The organism is Couchioplanes azureus, assembly GCF_014648355.1.
GTDB lineage: Bacteria > Actinomycetota > Actinomycetes > Mycobacteriales > Micromonosporaceae > Actinoplanes > Actinoplanes azureus.
In genome coordinates, this window is sequence record NZ_BMQY01000007.1 from 113,563 (window position 1) to 132,831 (window position 19,269).

18 protein-coding genes are annotated in these 19,269 nt (G+C 73.6%); 7 read left to right on the top strand and 11 right to left on the bottom strand.

From position 1 onward, the window contains the following. Nucleotides 1-9: 9 nt before the first annotated feature. Complete coding sequence (locus IEY99_RS24150; RefSeq protein WP_189206344.1) at nt 10-1,518, top strand: aldehyde dehydrogenase family protein; 1,509 nt, start codon at nt 10-12, stop codon at nt 1,516-1,518. On the opposite strand, the gene IEY99_RS24155 is transcribed toward IEY99_RS24150, so the two are convergent. The 4 genes from IEY99_RS24155 to IEY99_RS24170 all read right to left on the bottom strand — a co-directional run bounded on the left by IEY99_RS24155 (nt 1,511) and on the right by IEY99_RS24170 (nt 4,344). Then, complete coding sequence (locus IEY99_RS24155; RefSeq protein ID WP_189206345.1) at nt 1,511-1,966, bottom strand: pyridoxamine 5'-phosphate oxidase family protein; 456 nt, start codon at nt 1,964-1,966, stop codon at nt 1,511-1,513. The genes IEY99_RS24150 and IEY99_RS24155 overlap by 8 nt on opposite strands. Further along, nucleotides 1,963-2,883, bottom strand: coding sequence for an SDR family NAD(P)-dependent oxidoreductase (locus IEY99_RS24160; protein ID WP_189206346.1), 921 nt, complete (start codon nt 2,881-2,883; stop codon nt 1,963-1,965). The genes IEY99_RS24155 and IEY99_RS24160 overlap by 4 nt, the downstream gene beginning before the upstream one ends. Before the next feature lies 1 nt (nt 2,884). Further along, entirely contained in the window at nt 2,885-3,646 is a 762-nt protein-coding gene (locus tag IEY99_RS24165; RefSeq protein ID WP_189206347.1) for a glucose 1-dehydrogenase, read from the bottom strand. Between the two features lie 89 nt (nt 3,647-3,735). Beyond that, a complete protein-coding gene (locus tag IEY99_RS24170; protein WP_189206348.1) occupies nt 3,736-4,344 on the bottom strand; it encodes a TetR/AcrR family transcriptional regulator in 609 nt (202 codons plus the stop codon). A 102-nt stretch (nt 4,345-4,446) separates the two neighbouring features. Between IEY99_RS24170 and IEY99_RS24175 the strand changes: the two genes are divergently transcribed. The 4 genes from IEY99_RS24175 (at nt 4,447) to IEY99_RS24190 (ending at nt 8,698) form a co-directional block, all read left to right on the top strand. Then, nucleotides 4,447-5,538 (top strand): Zn-dependent alcohol dehydrogenase, encoded by a 1,092-nt coding sequence (locus IEY99_RS24175; protein WP_189206349.1) that lies wholly within the window; start codon nt 4,447-4,449, stop codon nt 5,536-5,538. A gap of 3 nt (nt 5,539-5,541) precedes the next feature. Then, the gene (locus tag IEY99_RS24180; RefSeq protein ID WP_189206350.1) at nt 5,542-6,600 is read left to right on the top strand and encodes an LLM class F420-dependent oxidoreductase; all 1,059 of its coding nucleotides are present in this window, start codon (nt 5,542-5,544) and stop codon (nt 6,598-6,600) included. Between the two features lie 116 nt (nt 6,601-6,716). Then, on the top strand, nt 6,717-7,355 hold the full coding sequence (gene folE / locus IEY99_RS24185; RefSeq protein ID WP_229799195.1) for a GTP cyclohydrolase I FolE: 639 nt from the start codon (nt 6,717-6,719) through the stop codon (nt 7,353-7,355). Nucleotides 7,356-7,894: 539 nt separating this feature from the next. Continuing rightward, nucleotides 7,895-8,698: an LPXTG cell wall anchor domain-containing protein gene (locus IEY99_RS24190; RefSeq protein ID WP_189206351.1), complete on the top strand. Its 804-nt coding sequence runs from the start codon at nt 7,895-7,897 to the stop codon at nt 8,696-8,698. A gap of 84 nt (nt 8,699-8,782) precedes the next feature. Here the strand turns inward: IEY99_RS24190 and IEY99_RS24195 are convergent, their stop codons facing one another. Next, nucleotides 8,783-9,967, bottom strand: coding sequence for a methyl-accepting chemotaxis protein (locus IEY99_RS24195; RefSeq protein ID WP_189206352.1), 1,185 nt, complete (start codon nt 9,965-9,967; stop codon nt 8,783-8,785). 251 nt (nt 9,968-10,218) lie between these two features. On the opposite strand from IEY99_RS24195, the gene IEY99_RS24200 reads away from it, so the two are divergent. Further along, complete coding sequence (locus tag IEY99_RS24200) at nt 10,219-10,791, top strand: hypothetical protein (protein ID WP_229799196.1); 573 nt, start codon at nt 10,219-10,221, stop codon at nt 10,789-10,791. A 106-nt stretch (nt 10,792-10,897) separates the two neighbouring features. Next, a complete protein-coding gene (locus IEY99_RS24205; RefSeq protein WP_189206353.1) occupies nt 10,898-12,097 on the top strand; it encodes a serine hydrolase domain-containing protein in 1,200 nt (399 codons plus the stop codon). Nucleotides 12,098-12,186: 89 nt separating this feature from the next. Here the strand turns inward: IEY99_RS24205 and IEY99_RS24210 are convergent, their stop codons facing one another. From IEY99_RS24210 to IEY99_RS24235, 6 genes are read right to left on the bottom strand one after another with little or no spacing between them, the layout of a single operon-like run. After that, the gene (locus tag IEY99_RS24210) at nt 12,187-12,825 is read right to left on the bottom strand and encodes an alpha/beta fold hydrolase (protein WP_229799197.1); all 639 of its coding nucleotides are present in this window, start codon (nt 12,823-12,825) and stop codon (nt 12,187-12,189) included. Nucleotides 12,826-12,828: 3 nt separating this feature from the next. After that, entirely contained in the window at nt 12,829-13,302 is a 474-nt protein-coding gene (locus IEY99_RS24215) for a VOC family protein (RefSeq protein ID WP_189206354.1), read from the bottom strand. Between the two features lie 28 nt (nt 13,303-13,330). Next, a complete protein-coding gene (locus tag IEY99_RS24220) occupies nt 13,331-13,957 on the bottom strand; it encodes a TetR/AcrR family transcriptional regulator (protein ID WP_189206355.1) in 627 nt (208 codons plus the stop codon). Next, nucleotides 13,950-15,929 (bottom strand): acetyl/propionyl/methylcrotonyl-CoA carboxylase subunit alpha, encoded by a 1,980-nt coding sequence (locus IEY99_RS24225; protein ID WP_189206356.1) that lies wholly within the window; start codon nt 15,927-15,929, stop codon nt 13,950-13,952. The genes IEY99_RS24220 and IEY99_RS24225 overlap by 8 nt, the downstream gene beginning before the upstream one ends. A gap of 7 nt (nt 15,930-15,936) precedes the next feature. Beyond that, entirely contained in the window at nt 15,937-17,535 is a 1,599-nt protein-coding gene (locus IEY99_RS24230) for an acyl-CoA carboxylase subunit beta (RefSeq protein ID WP_189206357.1), read from the bottom strand. After that, nucleotides 17,532-19,247 carry an acyclic terpene utilization AtuA family protein gene (locus IEY99_RS24235; protein ID WP_189206358.1) on the bottom strand — a complete coding sequence of 572 codons (1,716 nt, stop codon included), beginning with the start codon at nt 19,245-19,247 and terminating at the stop codon, nt 17,532-17,534. The genes IEY99_RS24230 and IEY99_RS24235 overlap by 4 nt, the downstream gene beginning before the upstream one ends. Nucleotides 19,248-19,269: the final 22 nt, after the last annotated feature.

Genomic DNA, 19,269 nt, shown 5'->3' on the forward strand with positions numbered 1-19,269 from the left:
AGGTGTCTCATGGTTCTCTCGATCAAGTCGAGGCGGGACGAGGTCGGCCTGACCGCCGGCGAGCTGCTCATCGGCGATGCGTGGCGTCCGGCCGCCGACGGTCGTACGTGGACCCATGTGCACCCGGCCACGGGGGAGCAGGTCGGCGAGTTCGCGGTGGCCGGGGCCGCCGACGTCGACGCCGCCGTGCGCAGCGCCCGCCGCGCCTTCGACGAGGGGCCGTGGCCGCGCTCGCGCGCCAAGGAGCGCATCCGGGTGCTGCGGGCGGTCGCCGGCCTGATCCGTACGCACGCCGCCGAGCTGGACACCCTGCTGGCGCTCGACAACAGCATGCCGCTCAGCTTCGGCCAGGCGTACGCGATGTCGGCGGAGTGCGTGGCCGACGTCTTCGACCACCACGCCGGGTGGATCGACAAGCTGGGCGGCGAGACGCTTCCGGCCTACCAGGGCGGCGACCACGCCGTGCTGACCCTGCGCGAACCGGTCGGCGTGGTGGCCGCCGTGGTCCCGTGGAACGCGCCGCTGCTGCTGGCCGCACAGAAGCTGGCACCGGCCCTGGCGGCCGGCTGCACGGTGGTGCTCAAGCCGTCGGAGTTCGCGACCTTCGCCCTGCTGCGGCTGACCCGGCTGATCCAGGAGGCCGGTCTGCCGCCCGGCGTGCTCAACGTCGTGACCGGACCGGGCGAGCCCACCGGCGACGCGCTGATCCACCACCCGATGGTCGACAAGATCACCTTCACCGGCAGCCGGGCCGTGGGCCGCCGGGTGATGGCCGCCGCGGCGGAGGGCATCACCCGGGTCGGCCTCGAGCTCGGCGGCAAGAGCCCGTCGATCGTCTTCCCCGACGCCGAGGTGTACGCGGCCGCGACGGTCACCATGGGCACGGTCACGCTCGGGCTCTCCGGTCAGGCGTGCGTGGCGCAGAGCCGGGCCCTGGTCCACCGCGACGTCTACGACGAGTTCCTGGCGATCGCCGAGGGGATGGCCGGCCTGGTCACCTACGGCGACCCGTTCGACCCCGGCACCACCGCGGCGCCGATGATCAGCGAGCGCCACCTGGAGCGCGTCCTCGGCTACGTCGAGCGTGGGCGGCAGGAGGGCGCCCGGCTGGTCTGCGGCGGGGACCGGCCCGACGGCGAGCTCGGCGCCGGCAACTTCGTGAACCCCGCGGTCTTCGCCGACGTCAGCAACGACGCCACCATCGCCCGGGAGGAGATCTTCGGCCCGGTGCTGGCCGTGGTGCCGTTCGCCGACGAGGAGGAGGCCGTCCGGTTGGCCAACGACACGTCCTACGGGCTGTCCGCGACGGTGTGGACCGCCGACGTCAAGCGGGCCTGGCGGATGACCCGCGCGGTCCGGGCCGGCACGGTCGGGATCAACGGATACCAGCTCGAGCCGCACGTGGCCTTCGGCGGGTTCGGCCGGTCCGGGCTCGGCCGGGAGGGCGGCCGGGGCTCCGTCGAGGCGTACACCGAGGTGAAGACCGTGCTGCTGCCCACCACCGACGAGCTCATGTGAGCAGCCGCCGGTGGTCCCAGCTGACCGTCCGGCGGGGTTCGACCAGATAGGCCACGCGTTTCCGGGCGGCCCGCTCCACGTACTCCTCGAGTGCGCCGGAGGGCGGGCCGCCGGGCATCCGTGCCGCGACCAGCCGGCCGATCTCCGTGATCCCGGCCAGGTCGCGGACGGTCCGCACCACGCCGGTCACCTGCACCCCGCGCAGCTCGAAGTAGCCGTCGCCGTCCTCGACCAGACAGCTCAGGCGGGGGTCGCGGGCCAGGTTGCGGGCCTTCTGCGAGGTGCGGTACGTCCAGAAGGCGATCCGGGCGTCGCGCAGCCCGTAGAACATGGTGACCAGGTGCGGCGTGCCGTCCGGATTGATGGTGGCCACCTGCAGCTTGTGCCCGGCGGCCAGCAGCGCCGCGACCTCGCCGGCCGGCATCCGCACCGCGGTGCGCTGGTTCACGGCTGCTCGCCGAAGGTGCCGGGCGCCAGCGGCAGCGTCTCCTCGCAGACGAACCCCGGCCGCGGCGGGTAGCCCGGGAACAGCGGCGCCAGCGCGGCGTCCAGCTCGGACGCCGTCCACTGCCCGTCGGCGGCGTGGAGCGCCGCCCGGACGGTGGGCGGCCCGAGCACCGCCACCACGTCGCTGTGCACCACGAAGACCTCGCCGGTGATCCGCGCTCCGGCCGGGCCGGCCAGCACGGTCACCAGCGGCGCGACCCGCTCCGGGGCCATCGGGTCCGGCCCCTGCGGCGCCGGGCCCATGAGCTCGCCGGTCATCGCGGTGCGGGCGCGGGGACAGATCGCGTTGGCGCGGACGCCGTACCGGGCGCAGCCGCGCGCGGTGGACACGGTCAGCGCGACGATGCCGCCCTTGGCCGCCGCGTAGTTGGGCTGACCGGCCGAGCCGAGCAGGAACGCCTCGGACGAGGTGTTGACGATCCGGGCGTACACCGGGCCGCCGGTCGCCTTGCTGCGGTCCCGCCAGTACGCCGTCGCGAAGCGGGTGGTGACGAAGTGCCCGCGCAGGTGCACCCGGACGACCGCGTCCCACTCCTGCTCGGACATCGAGAACACCATGCGGTCGCGCAGTACGCCGGCGTTGTTGACCAGGATGTCCAGGCCGCCGTACGACTCCACGGCCCGGCGCACCAGGGCCTGGCCGGTCGACCACTCCGCGACGTCGCCGGGGCAGACCACCGCCTCGCCGCCGGAGGCGCGGATCTTCTCGGCCACGGCGTCCAGGTCCGCGCCGCTCAGGTCGTTGAGCACCAGCCGGGCGCCGGCGGCGGCGAGCGCGGCGGCCTCGGCGGCACCGAGACCGTTGGCGGCGCCGGTGACCGCGGCGACGCGGCCGGACAGTGGCAGGGCGTCGGTCATGTCAGTACCCCGGTCCGCTCAGGAGGCCGCCGTCGGCGAGGAACTCGGCGCCCGTGCAGTAGGAGGACTCGTCGGAGGCGAGGAAGGCGACCAGGCGCGAGATCTCGATCGGCTCGGCGAAGCGGGCGATCGGCAGGGCCTTGAGGAATGCGCCCGGCTCCACCCCGGTCATGCTCTCGCCCGCGGCGACCGCCATCGCGGTCAGCACCCCGCCCGGATGCACCGAGTTGACCCGGATCCCGAGCGGACCCAGCTCCTGGGCGGCCGACCTGGTGATGCCGCGGACGCCGAACTTGCTGGCGCTGTAGGCCGACAGCCCGGCCGCCCCCGCGAGGCCCTCGATCGACGAGACGTTGACGATCGAGCCGCCGCCGCCCGCGGTCATCGGCCCCACGGCCTGGTGGACGCCGAGCCAGCAGCCCACCAGGTTGACCTCGATCACCCGGCGGAACTCGTCCGGCGCCATGTCGCCGATGAGCGCATGCCGGAAGATGCCGGCGTTGTTCACCAGCACGTCGAGGCGCCCGAAGGCGTCCAGGGCGGTGCCGACGGCGGTGGCCCAGTCGGCCTCGCTGGTCACGTCGTGGTGCACGAACCGGCACGCCTGTGCGCCGAGCCCGTCGGCGACGGCCCGTCCGCGGTCGTCGAGCACGTCGCCGATCACCACCCGCGCGCCCTCGGCGGCGAAGTGCCGGGCATGGGACTTGCCCATCCCTCGCGCGCCGCCGGTGATCAGTGCCACCTTGCCGTCCAGCCGCCCCATCGGGCCTCCCGGATACCGCAACCGGATACCGCAACCAAACGCTTGCTTGGGTAGGGTAACAGGACGCGCCGGGATCGGCTCCGGTCGATTCAGGGGCGGGTGGTGATCCCGTCGAAGAGCAGTCGCAGGAGGCCCTCGGCGATCTGCTCGCTGCTCCACCCCGTGCCCCGCCCCTGCCGCCAGAAGGTGGGGATCCAGAGGATGTCGCGCAGCAGCCGGTAGGTCAGCCGGGCGTCCAGGTCGGCGCGGAACTGCCCGGTCTCCTTGCCCCGTTCGAGCTGCTGCACCCAGGTCTTCTCGATCTCCTTCATCGCCTTGCGCAGGTACGCGAACCGCGGCTGGCCGCTGAAGTAGCTCCAGTCGTTCTCCAGCATGGCGAGGGCGGCCCGGTGCCGGTTCAGCGTCTCGGCGCTGGAGCGCACGATCCGCTCGATGGCGGCGCGCGGGTCCTCGGAGCCGGCCACCGCCGCGCGGTATCCGTCGAGCACGTCCTCGAGGAACGCGCTCAGGATCTCGTCGCCGATCGATTCCTTGGAGTCGAAGTGGTGGTAGAGGCTGCCGGAGAGGATGCCGGCCGCGTCGGCGATCTCGCGGACCGTGGTGGCTCGGAAGCCCTTCTCGGCGAAGAGGTCGCCGGCGAGCTGGATCAGATGGGCGCGGCGCTCCGAGGGCAGCGCGGCCTTCCTGGCGGTCGTCACCCGGCTCATTATGGCGACCGCCGGGCGCGGTTGCCCAATCGCTTGCTCGGCTGGTGTGTCGCCCGTTAGCGTAGAACGCGTTCTAGTTTCCGGGGAGGCGTGATGCGGGCGGCTGTGCTCCACGCGATCGGTGCCGAGAAGTTCGACATCCGCGACGACGTGACCGTGCTCGGGCCCGGCCCCGGCGAGGTGCGGATCCGGGTCCGCGCGGCCGGCGTGTGCCACTCCGACCTGTCGGCCCGCGGCGGGACGCTGCCCCAGCCGGTCCCGGCCGTGCTGGGTCACGAGGCGGCCGGCGAGGTGGTCGAGACCGGCCCGGGCGTCGACGACCTCGCCCCCGGCGACCGGGTGACCGTCAACTGGCTGCCCTCCTGCGGCACCTGCTCCTCCTGCAGGCGCGGCGAGCCCCACCTGTGCGTGACCCATGTGATGGCCGGCTACGCCACGCCGCGCTTCCTGGCCGGCGACACACCGGCGTTCGCGATGGCCGGCTGCGGCGCGTTCGCGAGCGAGATCGTGGTGCCCCGCTCGGGCGCCGTGCGGATCGCCCCGGACGTGCCGTACGAGGTGGCCGCCCTGGTCGGCTGCGGGGTGATGACCGGGGTGGGCGCGGTCGTCAACACCGCGGCCGTCCGGCCCGGAGACACCGTGGTGGTCATCGGCTGCGGCGGCGTGGGCATCGCCGCGATCCAGGGCGCCCGGCTCGCCGGTGCCGCACTGATCGTCGCGGCGGACACGGTCGCGGCCAAGCACGCCGTGGCGCTGCGCTTCGGCGCGACCCACGCGGTCCACCCGGACCAGCTCGGTGACCTCTCCGCCGAGCTCACCGGCGGCGAGGGCTTCGACTACGCGTTCGACGTCGTGGCCCTGCCGCAGACGCTGCGCAGCGCGTGGACCGCCGCCCGCCGCGGCGGCACGGTGGTCGTGGTCGGCGCCGGCAGCGCCGAGCACCGGGTCGAGTTCAGCCCGTTCGAGCTGCTCTTCGAGGGCAAGCGGATCATCCCTTCGCTGTACGGCTCCGCCGACCCGCCGCGCGACTTCGACCGCCTGCTCGCCCTCTGGCGCGCCGGCCGGCTGGACATCGAGGGCATGATCAGCCACCGGCTCCCGCTCGACCGGCTCGACGACGCCCTGGAGTCCCTCGGCCGCGGCGACGTGATCCGCCAGGTGATCGTCCACGACCCGGACCGCTGACCCGTGCGTCTCGGGATCCAGCTCGGATACAGCGGCGAGGGCTTCGCCGCCGCCGTCGAGGAGGTCGCCGAGCACGAGGCGGCCGGCGCGGAGATCGTCGTCGTGCCGGAGGCGTACAGTTTCGACGCGGTCAGCCAGCTCGGCTACCTCGCGGCGCGCACCCGGCGGATGACGCTCGCGTCCGGGGTCATGCAGCTCTACACCCGCACCCCGGCACTCACCGCGATGACCGCGGCGGGGCTCGACTACGTGTCCGGCGGCCGCTTCGCGTTGGGGCTGGGCGCCTCCGGCCCCCAGGTGGTCGAGGGCTTCCACGGGGTGGCCTACGACGCGCCGCTCGCCCGTACCCGGGAAGTGGTCGAGATCTGCCGGCGGGTCTGGCGCCGCGAGACGCTGGTCTTCGAGGGGGAGAAGTATCGGATCCCGCTGCCGCCGGAGCGGGGGACCGGCCTCGGCAAGCCGCTCAAGCTGATCAACCGGCCGGTCCGCGAGCGCATCCCGGTCCTGCTGGCCGCGATGGGACCGCGCAACGTCGCGCTGGCCGCCGAGATCGCCGAGGGCTGGCAGGCGCTGTTCCTGGCCCCCCGCGCCGCCTCCCGGGTCTTCGCCGGACCGCTCGCCGAGGGCCTGGCGCGGCGCAGCCCGGGCCTCGGCCCGCTGGACGTGATGGTGCCCGTCCCGTTCGCCGTGGCCGACCCCGACCCGGCGCTGCTCGCCCGTCATCGCGCGCAGCTCGCGCTCTACATCGGCGGCATGGGCGCCCGGGGCCGCAACTTCTCCAACGACCTGGTGCGCCGCTACGGCTACCCGCGCGAGGCCGAGCGCATCCAGGACCTGTTCCTCAGCGGCCGCCGCGCCGAGGCGGCCGCCGCGGTCCCCGGCGACCTGGTCCGCGACACCTCGCTGGTCGCCCCGGCGGGCGAGCTCCGCGACCGGCTGGCGGAGTTCGCCGCGGCGGGGGTGACCACGCTGCTGGTGTCCCCGCTGGCGGCCACCCGCGCCGAACGCGTCAAGGACGTCGCCGAGCTGCGCCGCCTCCTCGACGAGGCGGCGACGCCGTAGGACCTCTCTATCGGATACACGGGTTGACGAAACAGATGCGAGGATTCTAACGTCGACGGAAACCTCCGTTAGAAGCTCGCCGCGGGTCGTCGGCGCCGTTGTCCGAAGGAGCTCCAGTGACCAGCACCGCATGGATGGGTACGCGAGGGGCCGGCCCGGCCGGCGGCCCCGCGCACCTGCGCCTCCTCCCGGCCGTGGCACCCGTCGACGTCGAGGCCGCCGCCGACGCCGTCCGGGCACTGCTGGTGGCGCTCGGGCAGGACGTCACCTGCGAGCACCTGCTCGACACGCCGCGCCGCGTCGCCGCCGCCTATGCCGAGCTGTTGACCCCCGAGCCGCTCGTCCTCACGACGTTTCCCAACGACGACCGGTACGACGAGCTGGTGCTGGTCCGCGACGTGCCGTTCCGGTCGCTGTGCGAGCACCACCTGCTGCCCTTCCACGGGGTCGCGCACATCGGCTACCTGCCGGATCAGCGCATCGTCGGCCTGTCGAAGCTGGCCCGGGTCGTCGAGCACTTCGCCCGCGGTCTGCAGGTGCAGGAGCGGCTCACCCGGCAGGTCGCGAACTGCCTGCAGCACAACCTGCACGCCAAGGGCGTCGCCGTCGTGCTGGAGGCCGAGCACCTGTGCATGTCGCTGCGCGGCGTACGCGCCACCGGCACCACGACGACCACCTCCGCGCTGCTCGGGCTGCACCGCGACCACCCGGAGACCCGGGCCGAGTTCTTCGCCCTCGCCGGTCTGCGCCGCTGACCGCGCCGGCACACCTGCACGCCCGATCCGAGGAGAGCCACGAGCACCAGCCGGCCCACCTTCGCTGCCCCTGTGGAGCGGGTGCCCGGGCGAGAGGTCCGCGAACGTCCGGGACGTCGGCGAGCACCTGAAGCAACTCGTCCGGGACCGGGTGCGTGTCCCCGCCGGCCGCCTGGCCGACCCCGGCGTGCCCGTGGAGGCGCTGCTCCCGGGGTCCGGCGCCCGGCCGGGAAGCGAGCGCTTCGGGTACGGTTGCCACGCCGGCCCGCCCGCGCGATGTCCTGATTGGGCAGTGTGCCCGATCTGCCGGCCAAGCCGCTTTCCTCCCGTTTCTTGCGCCCCTCTTGAGTCGGAGCGACTCAACGCTGCCGGTGGGCGTTACACCAGAATCCGCGCCAGGCGAATGTCTGTCCGTTCGTCCGCGGACGCCGGGCGGTTCCTCCCCGCGGATCACCCGAACCACCGGTCGCCGCTCCGGCCGTGGTCTGGTCGGATCACCCCTCGGGACGCTCGCACGGGCACATAGGAGGGATCGCGCGATGGGGATGAAACTGCGGGGTAGGCTCGCCGCCGCGGCGGGGGCGGTGGTCCTGGCGGGGCTGGGCACCGCGTCGCCCGCCCTGGCCGGCACGACGGTCACCGTCAACCCCGGCAACGTGCCCACCACCGCGTCCGCGTACGGGACGCACGACTGCGACGACAACTTCGGCGGCGGCCCGCACCGGGGCGAGGACGTGTGGGTGTTCGTCCTTCCCGGCAACCACAAGAAGGTGGGCGACTTCGTCTCGGTCACGGCGACGTTCGGCGGGAACGGAACGCTGACCATCCCGGCCGACGGCGGCGCGGTCGTCACGGACAAGGGGGCGAGCAAGGCCTGGATCGCCACCCCGGCGGGCTGGACGCTGACCGGTGCGTCCGCGGTCGTCACGGGCGAGGCGGACAAGTTCAACCTCACCCACACCTGCCCGGCCGCCGGCGGCGGCGAGACGCCGAAGCCGACCCCGTCGGCCTCCGAGTCGCCGGCCCACCCCGGCCCGACCGGTGGCACGGACGGCGGCACCGACGGCGGCACGGACGGCGGCACCGACGGCGGCACGGACGGGGGTACGGACGGCGGATCCGACGGTGGTACCGCCTCCGGCTCGGGCAGTGCCATCGGTCGACCCGTCTCGGGCGGCGAGGCCACCGGCGGCGACTCCGGCAGCCTGCCCCTCACCGGCGCGGCGGTGACCGGCGTCGCGCTGACCGGCGTGGTCCTCGTGGCGGGTGGCGTCGTCCTCCTCGTCGTCCGCCGGCGCCGGGACGCGCTGGTCTTCTCCGCCGAGGCGACCGACAACAGCTGAGCCGCAGAGCGGCGGCATCGCACCCACGCCGATGCGGCGGTGGTCACGTCCGACGTGACCACCGCCGCATCGGCGCCTCGGGCGTCAGTGGAAGGAGGCCGCCAGCTTCGTCAGCCGGTCCGACATCGCGGCCAGTTCCTCGGCCGCCTGCCGGGTCGCCGCCGAGGCGCCGCGGGCCTCGCCCGCCACGCCCCGCACGGTCTCCAGCGCCGACACGATCACCTCGGCGCTCCCGGTGGCCACGCCGGCGCTGGCCGCCATCGTGGCCGTGGTCGCGGTCTGCTCCTCGACCGCCGAGGCGATGGTGTGCTGGTAGTCGGCGATCGCCTGGATCACGTCGGTGATGTCGCCGACCGCGTGCACCGCGCCGTCGGTCTCCTGCTGGATCGTCTCGATCCGGCGGGTGATCTCCTCGGTCGCCTCCGCGGTGGCCTGGGCCAGGTCCTTGACCTCGCCGGCCACGATGGCGAAGCCGCGGCCCGCCTCGCCGGCCCGGGCGGCCTCGATGGTGGCGTTGAGGGCCAGCAGGTTGGTCTGCGCCGCGATGGCCTGGACCGAGCGGATCACCTCGCCGATCTCCCGGCCTGAGTCACGCAGCCGCTCCACGTTGGCGACCGCGATGCCGGCCCGCTCGACCGCGCCGTGCGCGGCCTGGGTCACGGCCGAGGTGTTGGTGCTGATCTCGGTGATCGCCTCGCGCATCTGGCCGGTGCCGGCCGCGATCTCGGAGATGTCCTCGGTGGTCCGGCCGACCGAGCCGGCGACCGCGTCGAGCTGCTCGGCGGTGGCGTCCACGGTCGAGGTCATGGTGCCGCTGGCCCGGTTGAGCTCGGCGGCCGAGCGGTTCAGCTCCTCGGCGGTCTCCCGCATGCCGCGCACCGTCTCGGCGACCCGTTCCATCATGACGTTGTACGCGGCGGCCATCTGCGCCATCTCGTCCGCGCCCGGAACGTGGATGCGGGCGGTCAGGTCGCCCTTCTCGGCCTGGATGATGGCCTTGCTGGCCTTGCCCAGCGACATCATGATCGACTTCATGGACGCCAGGTGCACGTAGATCGCGGCCGGCAGCACGAGGACCCACACCCACCACAGGGCCGAGGCGGCCAGCTCGGCACTCTCGCGTGCCGGGGAGCCGGCCGGCAGGGCGGCGGCCGCCTCCGCCAGACCCGGACGGACCACGCCGACCAGGACGCCGTAGGCGATCAGGTACAGCGCGACACAGATGGCGCCCATCCGCTTGGCGGGCAGCTTCGACAATGGCATGGACATCAGGTACCTCCACCCGAACATCGGCCGGGGCGCCTCCGGAATTGAGCGTTGGGACGCAGCTCACCCGGTGCGATCGCACCTCCGCCGCCGCCCCGGACCCGCATCGCGCTCATGTCCGACATGCGTCATTCGTCTCGACAGCGCGCCGGCCCGGGTCCAGAGTCCCAGGCGAGGTTCGGCCCGGCCGCGGCCACCGTGACCGCTTCCCCCCGGCGCCCGGGTACGACATCGTCTGCCGAGGGGATCCGACCATGCGCACCGGAAAATCCACACCCACCGTCCTCGCCGCCATGGCGCGCGGAGCCCGCGCCGGTGCGGTCGCCAGCGTGCTGTCGGCGGTCGTTCTCGCCGGCACCGCCGGAGTGGCCCAGGCCTCCCTGTCGCAGGTCCAGGACGGCTTCGAGGTCAGTCCTCAGGGCGCCTGGGTACGGGCGACCGGAGGCCAGGCATCCGCCGGCTTCGACATCAACCAGGGAACCGCCCGCTCCGGCGCCAACAACGGATGGCTGTTCGCCACCAACGGATGGGCCTTCGAGGGGTTCTGGGCGCCGACGAACGCCGCGCCGTGGTATGCGCAGTGTGCCGCACAGATCTACGTGCAGTCGGCCGGCGCCGCCCAGGTGGGCATCGAGGTCTGGGACGGGCAGGCCCACCTGCTGGCGAGCAACTATCCCTTCGTCGGCGGCAACGGCTATCAGCCAGTCTCGACCAGGCGCTGGGCGCTCAACGGGGTCAACCCGGTGTTCGTGAAGGTGATCATCGGCAACAGCAGCGGCGCCAAGTTCGTCCGCGCCGACGACATGACGCTGCAGTGCTACTGGTGAGCCGCGCCGCCGATGGCGCGATCAGGGTGCTGCCGGAGCGAAGATCAGGGTGTGCGGAGGGGATTCACCGGAGTGACCGTCCAGTGCGGACGGGCAGAGTGCAGGCATGCGTAAACGTACTCGTATCCTCGCTGCCGCCGCCGCGACGGCGATCGTGGCCGGTGCTGCCGGCGTACCGTCGGCGGCGGTTGCCGGACCGCGGGAATGCCTTCTCGCACCCTCCGCACCCACGACGTTGCCCTTGTTGTCCGAGAGCCGGCTGGAGGCGGCGATCGGAGCCGCTTCCGCCGGGACGGGCCGCCTGCCGGATGCCGAGGCCAGCGGTGCGCTGGTGCAGATCCGCGGCAGCGCGGGCTGCTGGCAGGGCACGGCCGGCGTGGCAGACGTGCGTACCGGGGCCGGCGTGCCGCAGAACGGGCGGTTCCGGATCGGCTCGATGACCAAGGCCTTCACGGCGGTGGTCGCGCTCCAGCTCGTCGCCGAGGGCCGCCTCGACCTGGACCGTACGGTGCAGCACTACCGACCCGGGTTGCTGCCGGCCGACTATCCGCCGATCACCGTCCGGCAGGTGTTGACGTACACGAGCGGGCTCAACGGTGTGGGCGTGCCGCACAAGACCCCGCAATGGTTCTTCGCGCACCGCTACGACCACTGGGCGGACGGCAGCCAGCTCGATCTGACGCGCCCGCCCGCCTTCGATCCCGGGGAGCACCAGAGGTACGGCAATGCCGACTACTGGATGGCCGGCCTGCTGATCCAGCAGGTCACCGGGAACAGCTGGGAGAAGGAGATCCGCGACCGGATCATCCGGCCGCTGCGCCTGCACGGCACGACCACGCCGGTGGACGACCCCCGGATCACCGGCCCGCACGCCCACGGCTACGAAACCACGGACGAGGGCTGGGTGGACGTCACGGCGGCCAACCCGTCGCTGCAGTGGTCGGCCGCCGGTATCGTGTCGACCGCGGCGGACCTGGATCGTTTCATGGTGGCGCTGTTCAGCGGAAAGCTCCTGCCACCGGCACAGCTCGAGCTGATGTTCACCGTCCCGCCGGACACCACCGCCTTCGACGGCGACCAGGATCCGGACAACAACCCGCCCGCGTCGTACGGCATGGGAATCGGCAAGTTCCAGGTGGGCGCGCTGACTCTGTGGGGCAAGACGGGCGACCGGCCGGGGTACACGAGCGGCATGGGCGCCACCCGCGACCTGAGCCGCCGGCTCGTCTACTCGGTGAACACGTTGCGCATGGGCGGTGAGATGCCCGGCCGTGCCCAGCAGATCATCGGAGCCGCGTTCGGCTGAGCACGGCGGCACCGCCTTGTCCTGCGGCCGCGGCGGGTACGCAGCTCGACCTCGCCCTTGGCCGCGGCCGGCGTCGCGCCTCGGGCGTCTCAGCGGGAGAGGAGGTCGAGCAGGGCCTCGGCGACGGCGGCGGGCGCCTGCTCGGCCTGGTGGTGGCCGGAGTCGACGACGCGGTGTCGGAAGGGGCCGGCGAGCCAGGGGGCCCAGATCGCGGCCGGGTCGCCGTGGATGTCCAGGTCGTCGTCGGCGGATTCCAGGAGCAGGGCCGGGCACGTGACCTGCCGGCCGGCTCGCCGGTCGGCCTCGTCGTGGTCGCGGTCGATGCCCAGGCCGGCCCGGTAGTCCTCGCACATGCCGTGGCCGACCGCGGGGTCGCGCAGGGCCGCCCAGAGGTCGGCATGACTGCCCGGGCCCATCGCGGCGGGCCCGGGGGTGCGGTACCAGGCGTCCGGGTCGGCGCAGATCACGCGTTCCGCGGGCTTGTCGGTCTGGCCGAGGAACCACCAGTGCCACCAGGCGCGCGCGAAGGCGGCGTCGGTCCGCTCGAGGTGCTCGACGACCGGCAGGCCGTCCATGACCGCCAGGTGCGTCACCGCCTCGGGGTGATCCATCGCGGTGCGGAACGCGACCAGGGCTCCCCGGTCGTGTCCGGCCACGGCGAACCGGTCGTGGCCGAGGAGGGTGACCTCACCCACGTCCACCTGGTCGAGATGGAAGCCGGTGAACATCGGTCAGACGGTACCCGGCTCGTCGGCTCCGTCGCTTCCGGTGAGCTGCTCGGCCAGGGCGACGATGATGCCCTCGGGACCGCGGACGTAGCAGAGCCGGTAGACGTTCTCGTAGGTCACCGTCTCGCCGACGAGCTCGGCGCCGTGGCTGCCCAGCCGGGCGACCACGTCGTCGAGGTCGTCGACGGCGAACATGATGCTGCGCAGGCCGCGCAGGTTCGGCGTCGTGTTGCCCGGCTCGGGGCCGACCGCGGCCGGATGGTGGAACTTCGTCAGCTCGACCCGGCCGTGGCCGTCCGGAGTACGCATCATGGCGATCTCGACGCGGAGGCCGTCCATGCCGGCCACCCGGTCCACCCAGGTTCCCTCGATGGGCGCCCGGCCCTCGAGCTCCATGCCGAGCTCGGCGAAGAACGCCATGGCGGCCTCGAGGTCGTCGACGACGACGCTGACGTGGTCCATCCGCTGAATCGCCATGCCCCGAGCATAGGACGGCCGTGGGGGCTCAGCGGGACGACGCCGCGCCTGTCCCGGGCCGGGCCGCCGCGGCGGACAGCGCCGCGGCGAGCTGGGCCGACCAGGCGCGGACCACGCGGGCGCGGCGGCGGGAGTCGTCGGTCAGGACGTCGGCCAGGGCCAGGCCGCGGGCCAGGTCCAGGGTCGCCTGGATCAGGCCGCGCATCTCCGGGTCGGAGTCGTCCACCCGCAGCAGGCGTACGGCCCGGCGGTGCACTCCCCGGGCGAAGCGGCGCTCGAGGGGCACCACCGCCGCCCGCAGCTCGGGATCGGCGGCCGCCACCGTCCACACCTGCAGCGCGGCGCGGAAGAGCTCGCCGCCGATGGCGTCGACCAGGCCGGTCACCACGGTGTGGATGCGGTCCGGGCCGGAGTCCGGGTCGGGCAGCGCGTCGAGCAGGGCCGCCCGCTCCTCGAACATGTGCTCCAGGGCGGCGAGGATGAGGGCCTCGCGCGTACGGAAATGGTGCTGCACCGCCCCCCGGCTGATGCCGGCCTCGGCGGCGACGAACCCGACGGTCGAGAGCTCCCAGCCGTGCTCGGCCAGGCACCGGATGGTCGTCTCCAGCAGGCGCTGCCGGGTCGCCCGGGAGCGCTCCTGCTTGGGATCAGTCATCCGGGCCCGCCACCACGGCGAGGGTGGTGCCCTGGCCGACCTGCTGGCCGACGGTGACCGGCAGGTCCGTCACCGTGCCGTCCGCCGGGGCCCGCACCACGTGTTCCATCTTCATCGCCTCCAGCCAGAGCAGCGGCTGGTCAGCCACGACCGTGTCGCCCGCCTTCACCTCCACCCGGACCACGGTGCCGGGCATGGGTGCGGTCAGCGTACCCGCCGGAAGCTGTGCCGACGGGTCGGTGAAGCGGGGGAGGCGGCGCAGCTCGGCCGTGCCCTGCGGGCCGTCCACCACCACCCGGTCGTCGAAGCGGCCCACCGTCCAGGTCCGGCGGACGCCGTCGACGTCCAGGACGACCGTTGCGGCGCCGGCCTCGACCAGGGTGAGCCCGCTCATGCCGGCGACCTCCAGGCCGTCGCGGCCGAAGCGGTAGCGCACCTCGATCTCCCGGTCGCCGGCGGCGTACGTGCGGCTGCGGTAGCCGACCGGGATGTTGCGGAAGCCGCTGGTGACGCCGCGCAGCAGCGGGCCGCGCCCGGCGGCGGCGTCGGACAGGGCCGCGACCACGGCGCCGAGGGCCGGGTCGAGCCCGGTTCCGGCGGTGAGCGACGCCGGCGGGTGGGTGGCGTAGAAGCTCGTGTCGGCGGTGCCCGCCAGGAACGCCGGGTGCAGCAGGCTGGCGACCAGCAGGTCGCGGTTGGTGGTGACGCCGTGGACCCGGGTACGGCGCAGCGCGGCGGCGAGCCGGCGGGCGGCGGCCTCCCGGGTCGGCGCGTACGCGACCACCTTCGCGAGCATCGCGTCGTAGTGGGTGCCGACGACGCTGCCGTCCTCGACGCCGGAGTCGAGGCGGATGCCGTCCTCGGCGGGCCCGAAGCGCGCCGTGACGCCGGGGACGTCGAAGGTGACCACGGTGCCCGTCTGCGGGCGCCAGTCGTCCGCGGGACTCTCCGCGTACAGGCGGGCCTCGACGGCGTGCCCGGTCATCGCCGGCTCCGGACCGCGCAGCGCGACCCCCGCGGCGACGTCGAGCTGGAGGGCGACCAGGTCGGTGCCGGTGACGCACTCGGTGACCGGGTGTTCCACCTGCAGGCGGGTGTTCATCTCGAGGAACCAGAAGCCGCCGCGGGAGTCGGCGAGGAACTCGACGGTGCCGGCGCCGCGGTAGCCGACGGCGCCCGCGGCGTCACGGCCGGCGGCGAGCAGGCGCTCGCGCAGGTCGCCGCCGATGCGGTCGACGAGTGGGGAGGGCGCCTCCTCGATGACCTTCTGGTGGCGGCGTTGCAGGGAACACTCGCGTTCGCCGAGCGCCCAGACCGTGCCGTGCGCATCGGCCATGATCTGCACCTCGACGTGGTGGCCGGCCTCGAGGTACCGCTCGCAGAAGACGGTGGGGTCGCCGAACGCGGCGCCGGCCTCCCGGGCGGCGGAGGCCACGGCGCCGGGCAGGTCGGCGAGCGTACGCACGATCCGCATGCCCCGCCCGCCGCCGCCGGCCGATGCCTTGACGAGCACCGGCAGGTCCGCCTCGGTGATGGCGTCCGGGTCGAGCAGGCCGAGTACCGGCACGCCGGCCGCGGCCATGCGCTCCTTGGCGGCGACCTTCGAGCCCATCACCTCGATCGTCTCCGGGTCGGGGCCGATCCAGGTCAGGCCGGCCTCGATGACCGCCCGGGCGAACCCGGCGTTCTCGGCGAGGAAGCCGTATCCGGGGTGCACGGCGTCGGCGCCGGCGCGCCGGGCCGCCTCGACGAGCAGGTCGCCGCGCAGGTACGTCTCGGCCGGCGTGACCCCCGGCAGACGGACCGCGCTGTCGGCCTCCCGCACGTGCGGACTGCCGGCGTCGGCGTCGGAGAAGACGGCCACGGTGGCCAGGCCGCGCCGGCGGCAGGTGGCGAAGACCCGGCGGGCGATCTCGCCGCGGTTGGCGACCAGCACGCTCGTGATCGTCGTCGCGGGCCTCAGATCCGTCATCGTGGCCTCACATCCGGAAGACGCCGAAGGTGCCGGTGCCCTCGACCGGCGCGGTGTGGATCGCGGAGAGGGCGACGCCGAGGACGTCGCGGGTGTCCCGCGGGTCGATGATGCCGTCGTCGTAGACGAGGCCGGACAGCACGGCGGGCATCGCCTCCGCCGAGATCTGCTGCTCGATCATGTGGCGGACCACCTGCGCACCCTCCTCGTCGAAGGGCTTGCCCTGGGCCAGCGCGGACGCCCGGGACACCATGTAGGTGACGTCGGCGAGCTGCTGGGCGCCCATCACCGCGGAGCGGGCGCTCGGCCAGGCGAAGACGAACCGGGGGTCGTACGCGCGGCCGCACATGCCGTAGTGGCCGGCGCCGTACGAGTTGCCGATGAGCAGGGAGATGTGCGGGACGGCCGAGTTCGACACCGCGTTGATCATCATGGCGCCGTGCTTGATGATGCCGCCCTGCTCGTACTCCTTGCCGACCATGTAGCCGGTCGTGTTGTGCAGGAACAGCAGGGGAGTGCGCGACTGGTTGGCGAGCTGGATGAACTGGGCCGCCTTCTGTGCCTCGGCGCTGAACAGCACGCCGCGCGCGTTGGCCAGGATGCCGATCGGGAAGCCGTGCAGCTGCGCCCAGCCGGTCACCAGCGAGTCGCCGTAGCGGGGCTTGACCTCGTCGAAGTCGCTGTCGTCGACGATGCGGGCGATGACCTCGCGCGGGTCGAACGGGGACTTGGGGTCGGGCGGCACGATGGACAGCAGTTCCTCGGCGGCGTACCGGGGTGCTCTCGGCGTTGCGGTCGCCGGGCCGGAGGCCTTGCGCCAGTTCAGGCGGGCGACGATGCGCCGGCCGATCCGGATGGCGTCCTGCTCGTCGAGGGCGTAGTGGTCGGCGAGCCCGGACACCCGGGCGTGCATGTCGGCGCCGCCCAGCGACTCGTCGTCGGACTCCTCGCCGGTGGCGGCCTTGACCAGCGGCGGGCCGGCGAGGAACACCTTGGACCGCTTCTCGATCATGACCACGTGGTCGCTCATGCCGGGCAGGTAGGCACCGCCGGCCGTCGAGTTGCCGAAGACCAGCGAGATGGTCGGGATGCCCTGGGCGGAGAGGCGGGTGAGGTTGCGGAAGACCGCGCCGCCGGGGATGAAGACCTCCTTCTGGGTGGGCAGGTCCGCGCCCCCGGACTCCACCAGCGCGATGACCGGCAACCGGTTCTGCTCCGCGATCTCGTGCATCCGCAGCGTCTTGCGCAGCGACCACGGGTTGCTGGCGCCGCCCTTGACCGTGGGGTCGTTGGCGATCAGCAGGCACTCCACGCCGCTGACCACCCCGATGCCGGCCACGACGCTGCCGCCCACGGTGAACGGCGACCCGTAACCCGCCAGCGCGGCCAGTTCCAGGAACGGCGCGTCCTCGTCGAGCAGCAGCTCGATGCGCTCGCGGGCGGTGAGCTTGCCCCGGGCGTGGTGCCGGGCGACCGCCTTCTCGCCGCCGCCCGCCACCGCCTTGGCGGTCTCGGCGCCGATCTCCTCGAGCGAGGCGAGCATGGCCTTGCGGGCGGCCCGGGCCTCCTCGGTGCCGGTGTCCAGGGTGGAGCGCAGCACGGTCACCGGGCCTCCTCACCTTCGCGGAGCAGCGATTCGGGAATGTCCACGTACCGCGAGCGCAGCCATTCGCCGAGGCCCTTGGCCTGCGGGTCGAACCGCGCGTGATAGGCCACGCCCAGGCCGAGCAGCCCCTCGACGACGATGTTCACGGCCCGGACGGCCGGCAGCCGGGTGATGCGCACCGGCAGGCCGGCGGCTTCCGGCAGCAGCTGGCGCACGGTGTCCTCGGTGATCAGATTCGCCAGCCACGGGTACGCCGCGTCCTCGCGCACCCACAGGCCGATGTTGGCGTCGCCGCCCTTGTCGCCCGAGCGCGCCCCGGCCAGCGTGCCCAGCGGCAGCCGCCGGGCCGGCCCCGCCTCGGCGGCCCACGGCTCGGGACGGGGGCCGGCATGCGGTTCCAGGGCCTGCGTCCGGGCCGGCGGATCGATCGGCACGACGCCGCCGTCGGGCAGGACGACCTCGTGGAGCGGCACGTCCTGCGGCACGAACCCGGCGGTGAAGACGCCATAGGGGTGGGCGCGCCCCGGCGGGGCCGTGCTGAAGAAGCCCGGGTACGACCCCAGCGCCAGCTCGATGGCCGTACTGGTGAACGCCCGTCCCGCCACCTTCTCGTCGGGGTCACGGGCGACCACGGTGAGCAGGGCGGACGCCTGCTGCTGGGTCGGCGCGTCGGCGGCGTCCAGCCGGGCCAGGCTCCAGGTCAGCTCGGCCGGGGCGGCGCCGCGGGCGGCGGCCTCGAACTGGCGGCGGAACAGCGCGGCCTTGGCCTCGACGTCCAGCCCGGTCAGCACCACGGTCAGCTCGTTGCGGTAGCCGCCGATCGAGGTGCAGCAGACCTTGACGTCGGGCGGCGGGGGCTCACCCCGTACGCCGGTGATCTCGACCCGGTCGGGGCCGTCCTGCCGCAGCGAGACGCTGTCGAGGCGGGTGGTGACGTCGGGACCGGCGTAGCGCGCGTCGCCCACCTCGTAGACGAGCTGGGCGGTGACCGTGCCGACGGTGACCGCGCCGCCGGTGCCGGCATGCTTGGTGATCACGCTGGAGCCGTCGCGGCGGATCTCGGCGATCGGGAATCCCGGGCGGTCCGGGTCGGCGATCTCGGTGAAGAACGCATAGTTGCCGCCGGTGGCCTGGGTGCCGCACTCGATGACATGACCGGCCACCGTGGCCCCGGCGAGCGCGTCGAGGTCGGTGCGCTCCCAGCCGAAGTGGGCGATCGCCGGCCCGACGGTCAGCGAGGCGTCGGTGACCCGCCCGGTGACGACGACGTCGGCGCCCGCCGCGAGGGCCCGGGCGATGCCGAAGGCGCCCAGGTAGGCGTGCGCGCCGAGCGGCTTGCCGAGGCCGAGGTCGCGGGCGCGGGCGGTGAGGTCGTCGCCGCGCACCAGGGCGACCCGGGCGTCCAGGCCCAGGTCGCGGATCGCGGCCACCAGGCCCGGCGGGTTGACGCCACCGGCGTTGGCGACGATGCGGACACCCCGGTCGAGGGCCAGCTCCAGGCAGTCCTTCAGCTGGGCGAGGAAGGTCTTGGCGTAGCCGGCGGCCGGGTCGGCCATCCGGTCGCGGCCCAGGATGAGCATGGTGAGCTCGGCGAGGTAGTCCCCGGTGAGCACATCGAGCTCACCGCCCTCGAGCATCTCGCGCATCGCCGCGAGGCGGTCGCCGTAGAACCCGGAGCAGTTGCCGACGCGCAGCGTCTCGGCGGCTGTCATGCCGGTGAGATTGGCACAGCGA

Coding starts and splice junctions, on each gene's coding strand:
- IEY99_RS24150 (WP_189206344.1), top strand. CDS start 10: ATGGTTCTCTCGATCAAGTCGAGGCGGGACGAGGTCGGCCTGACCGCC.
- IEY99_RS24160 (WP_189206346.1), bottom strand. CDS start 2,883: ATGACCGACGCCCTGCCACTGTCCGGCCGCGTCGCCGCGGTCACCGGC.
- IEY99_RS24165 (WP_189206347.1), bottom strand. CDS start 3,646: ATGGGGCGGCTGGACGGCAAGGTGGCACTGATCACCGGCGGCGCGCGA.
- IEY99_RS24175 (WP_189206349.1), top strand. CDS start 4,447: ATGCGGGCGGCTGTGCTCCACGCGATCGGTGCCGAGAAGTTCGACATC.
- IEY99_RS24190 (WP_189206351.1), top strand. CDS start 7,895: ATGGGGATGAAACTGCGGGGTAGGCTCGCCGCCGCGGCGGGGGCGGTG.
- IEY99_RS24195 (WP_189206352.1), bottom strand. CDS start 9,967: ATGTCCATGCCATTGTCGAAGCTGCCCGCCAAGCGGATGGGCGCCATC.
- IEY99_RS24200 (WP_229799196.1), top strand. CDS start 10,219: ATGCGCACCGGAAAATCCACACCCACCGTCCTCGCCGCCATGGCGCGC.
- IEY99_RS24205 (WP_189206353.1), top strand. CDS start 10,898: ATGCGTAAACGTACTCGTATCCTCGCTGCCGCCGCCGCGACGGCGATC.
- IEY99_RS24210 (WP_229799197.1), bottom strand. CDS start 12,825: ATGTTCACCGGCTTCCATCTCGACCAGGTGGACGTGGGTGAGGTCACC.
- IEY99_RS24215 (WP_189206354.1), bottom strand. CDS start 13,302: ATGGCGATTCAGCGGATGGACCACGTCAGCGTCGTCGTCGACGACCTC.
- IEY99_RS24220 (WP_189206355.1), bottom strand. CDS start 13,957: ATGACTGATCCCAAGCAGGAGCGCTCCCGGGCGACCCGGCAGCGCCTG.
- IEY99_RS24225 (WP_189206356.1), bottom strand. CDS start 15,929: ATGACGGATCTGAGGCCCGCGACGACGATCACGAGCGTGCTGGTCGCC.
- IEY99_RS24235 (WP_189206358.1), bottom strand. CDS start 19,247: ATGACAGCCGCCGAGACGCTGCGCGTCGGCAACTGCTCCGGGTTCTAC.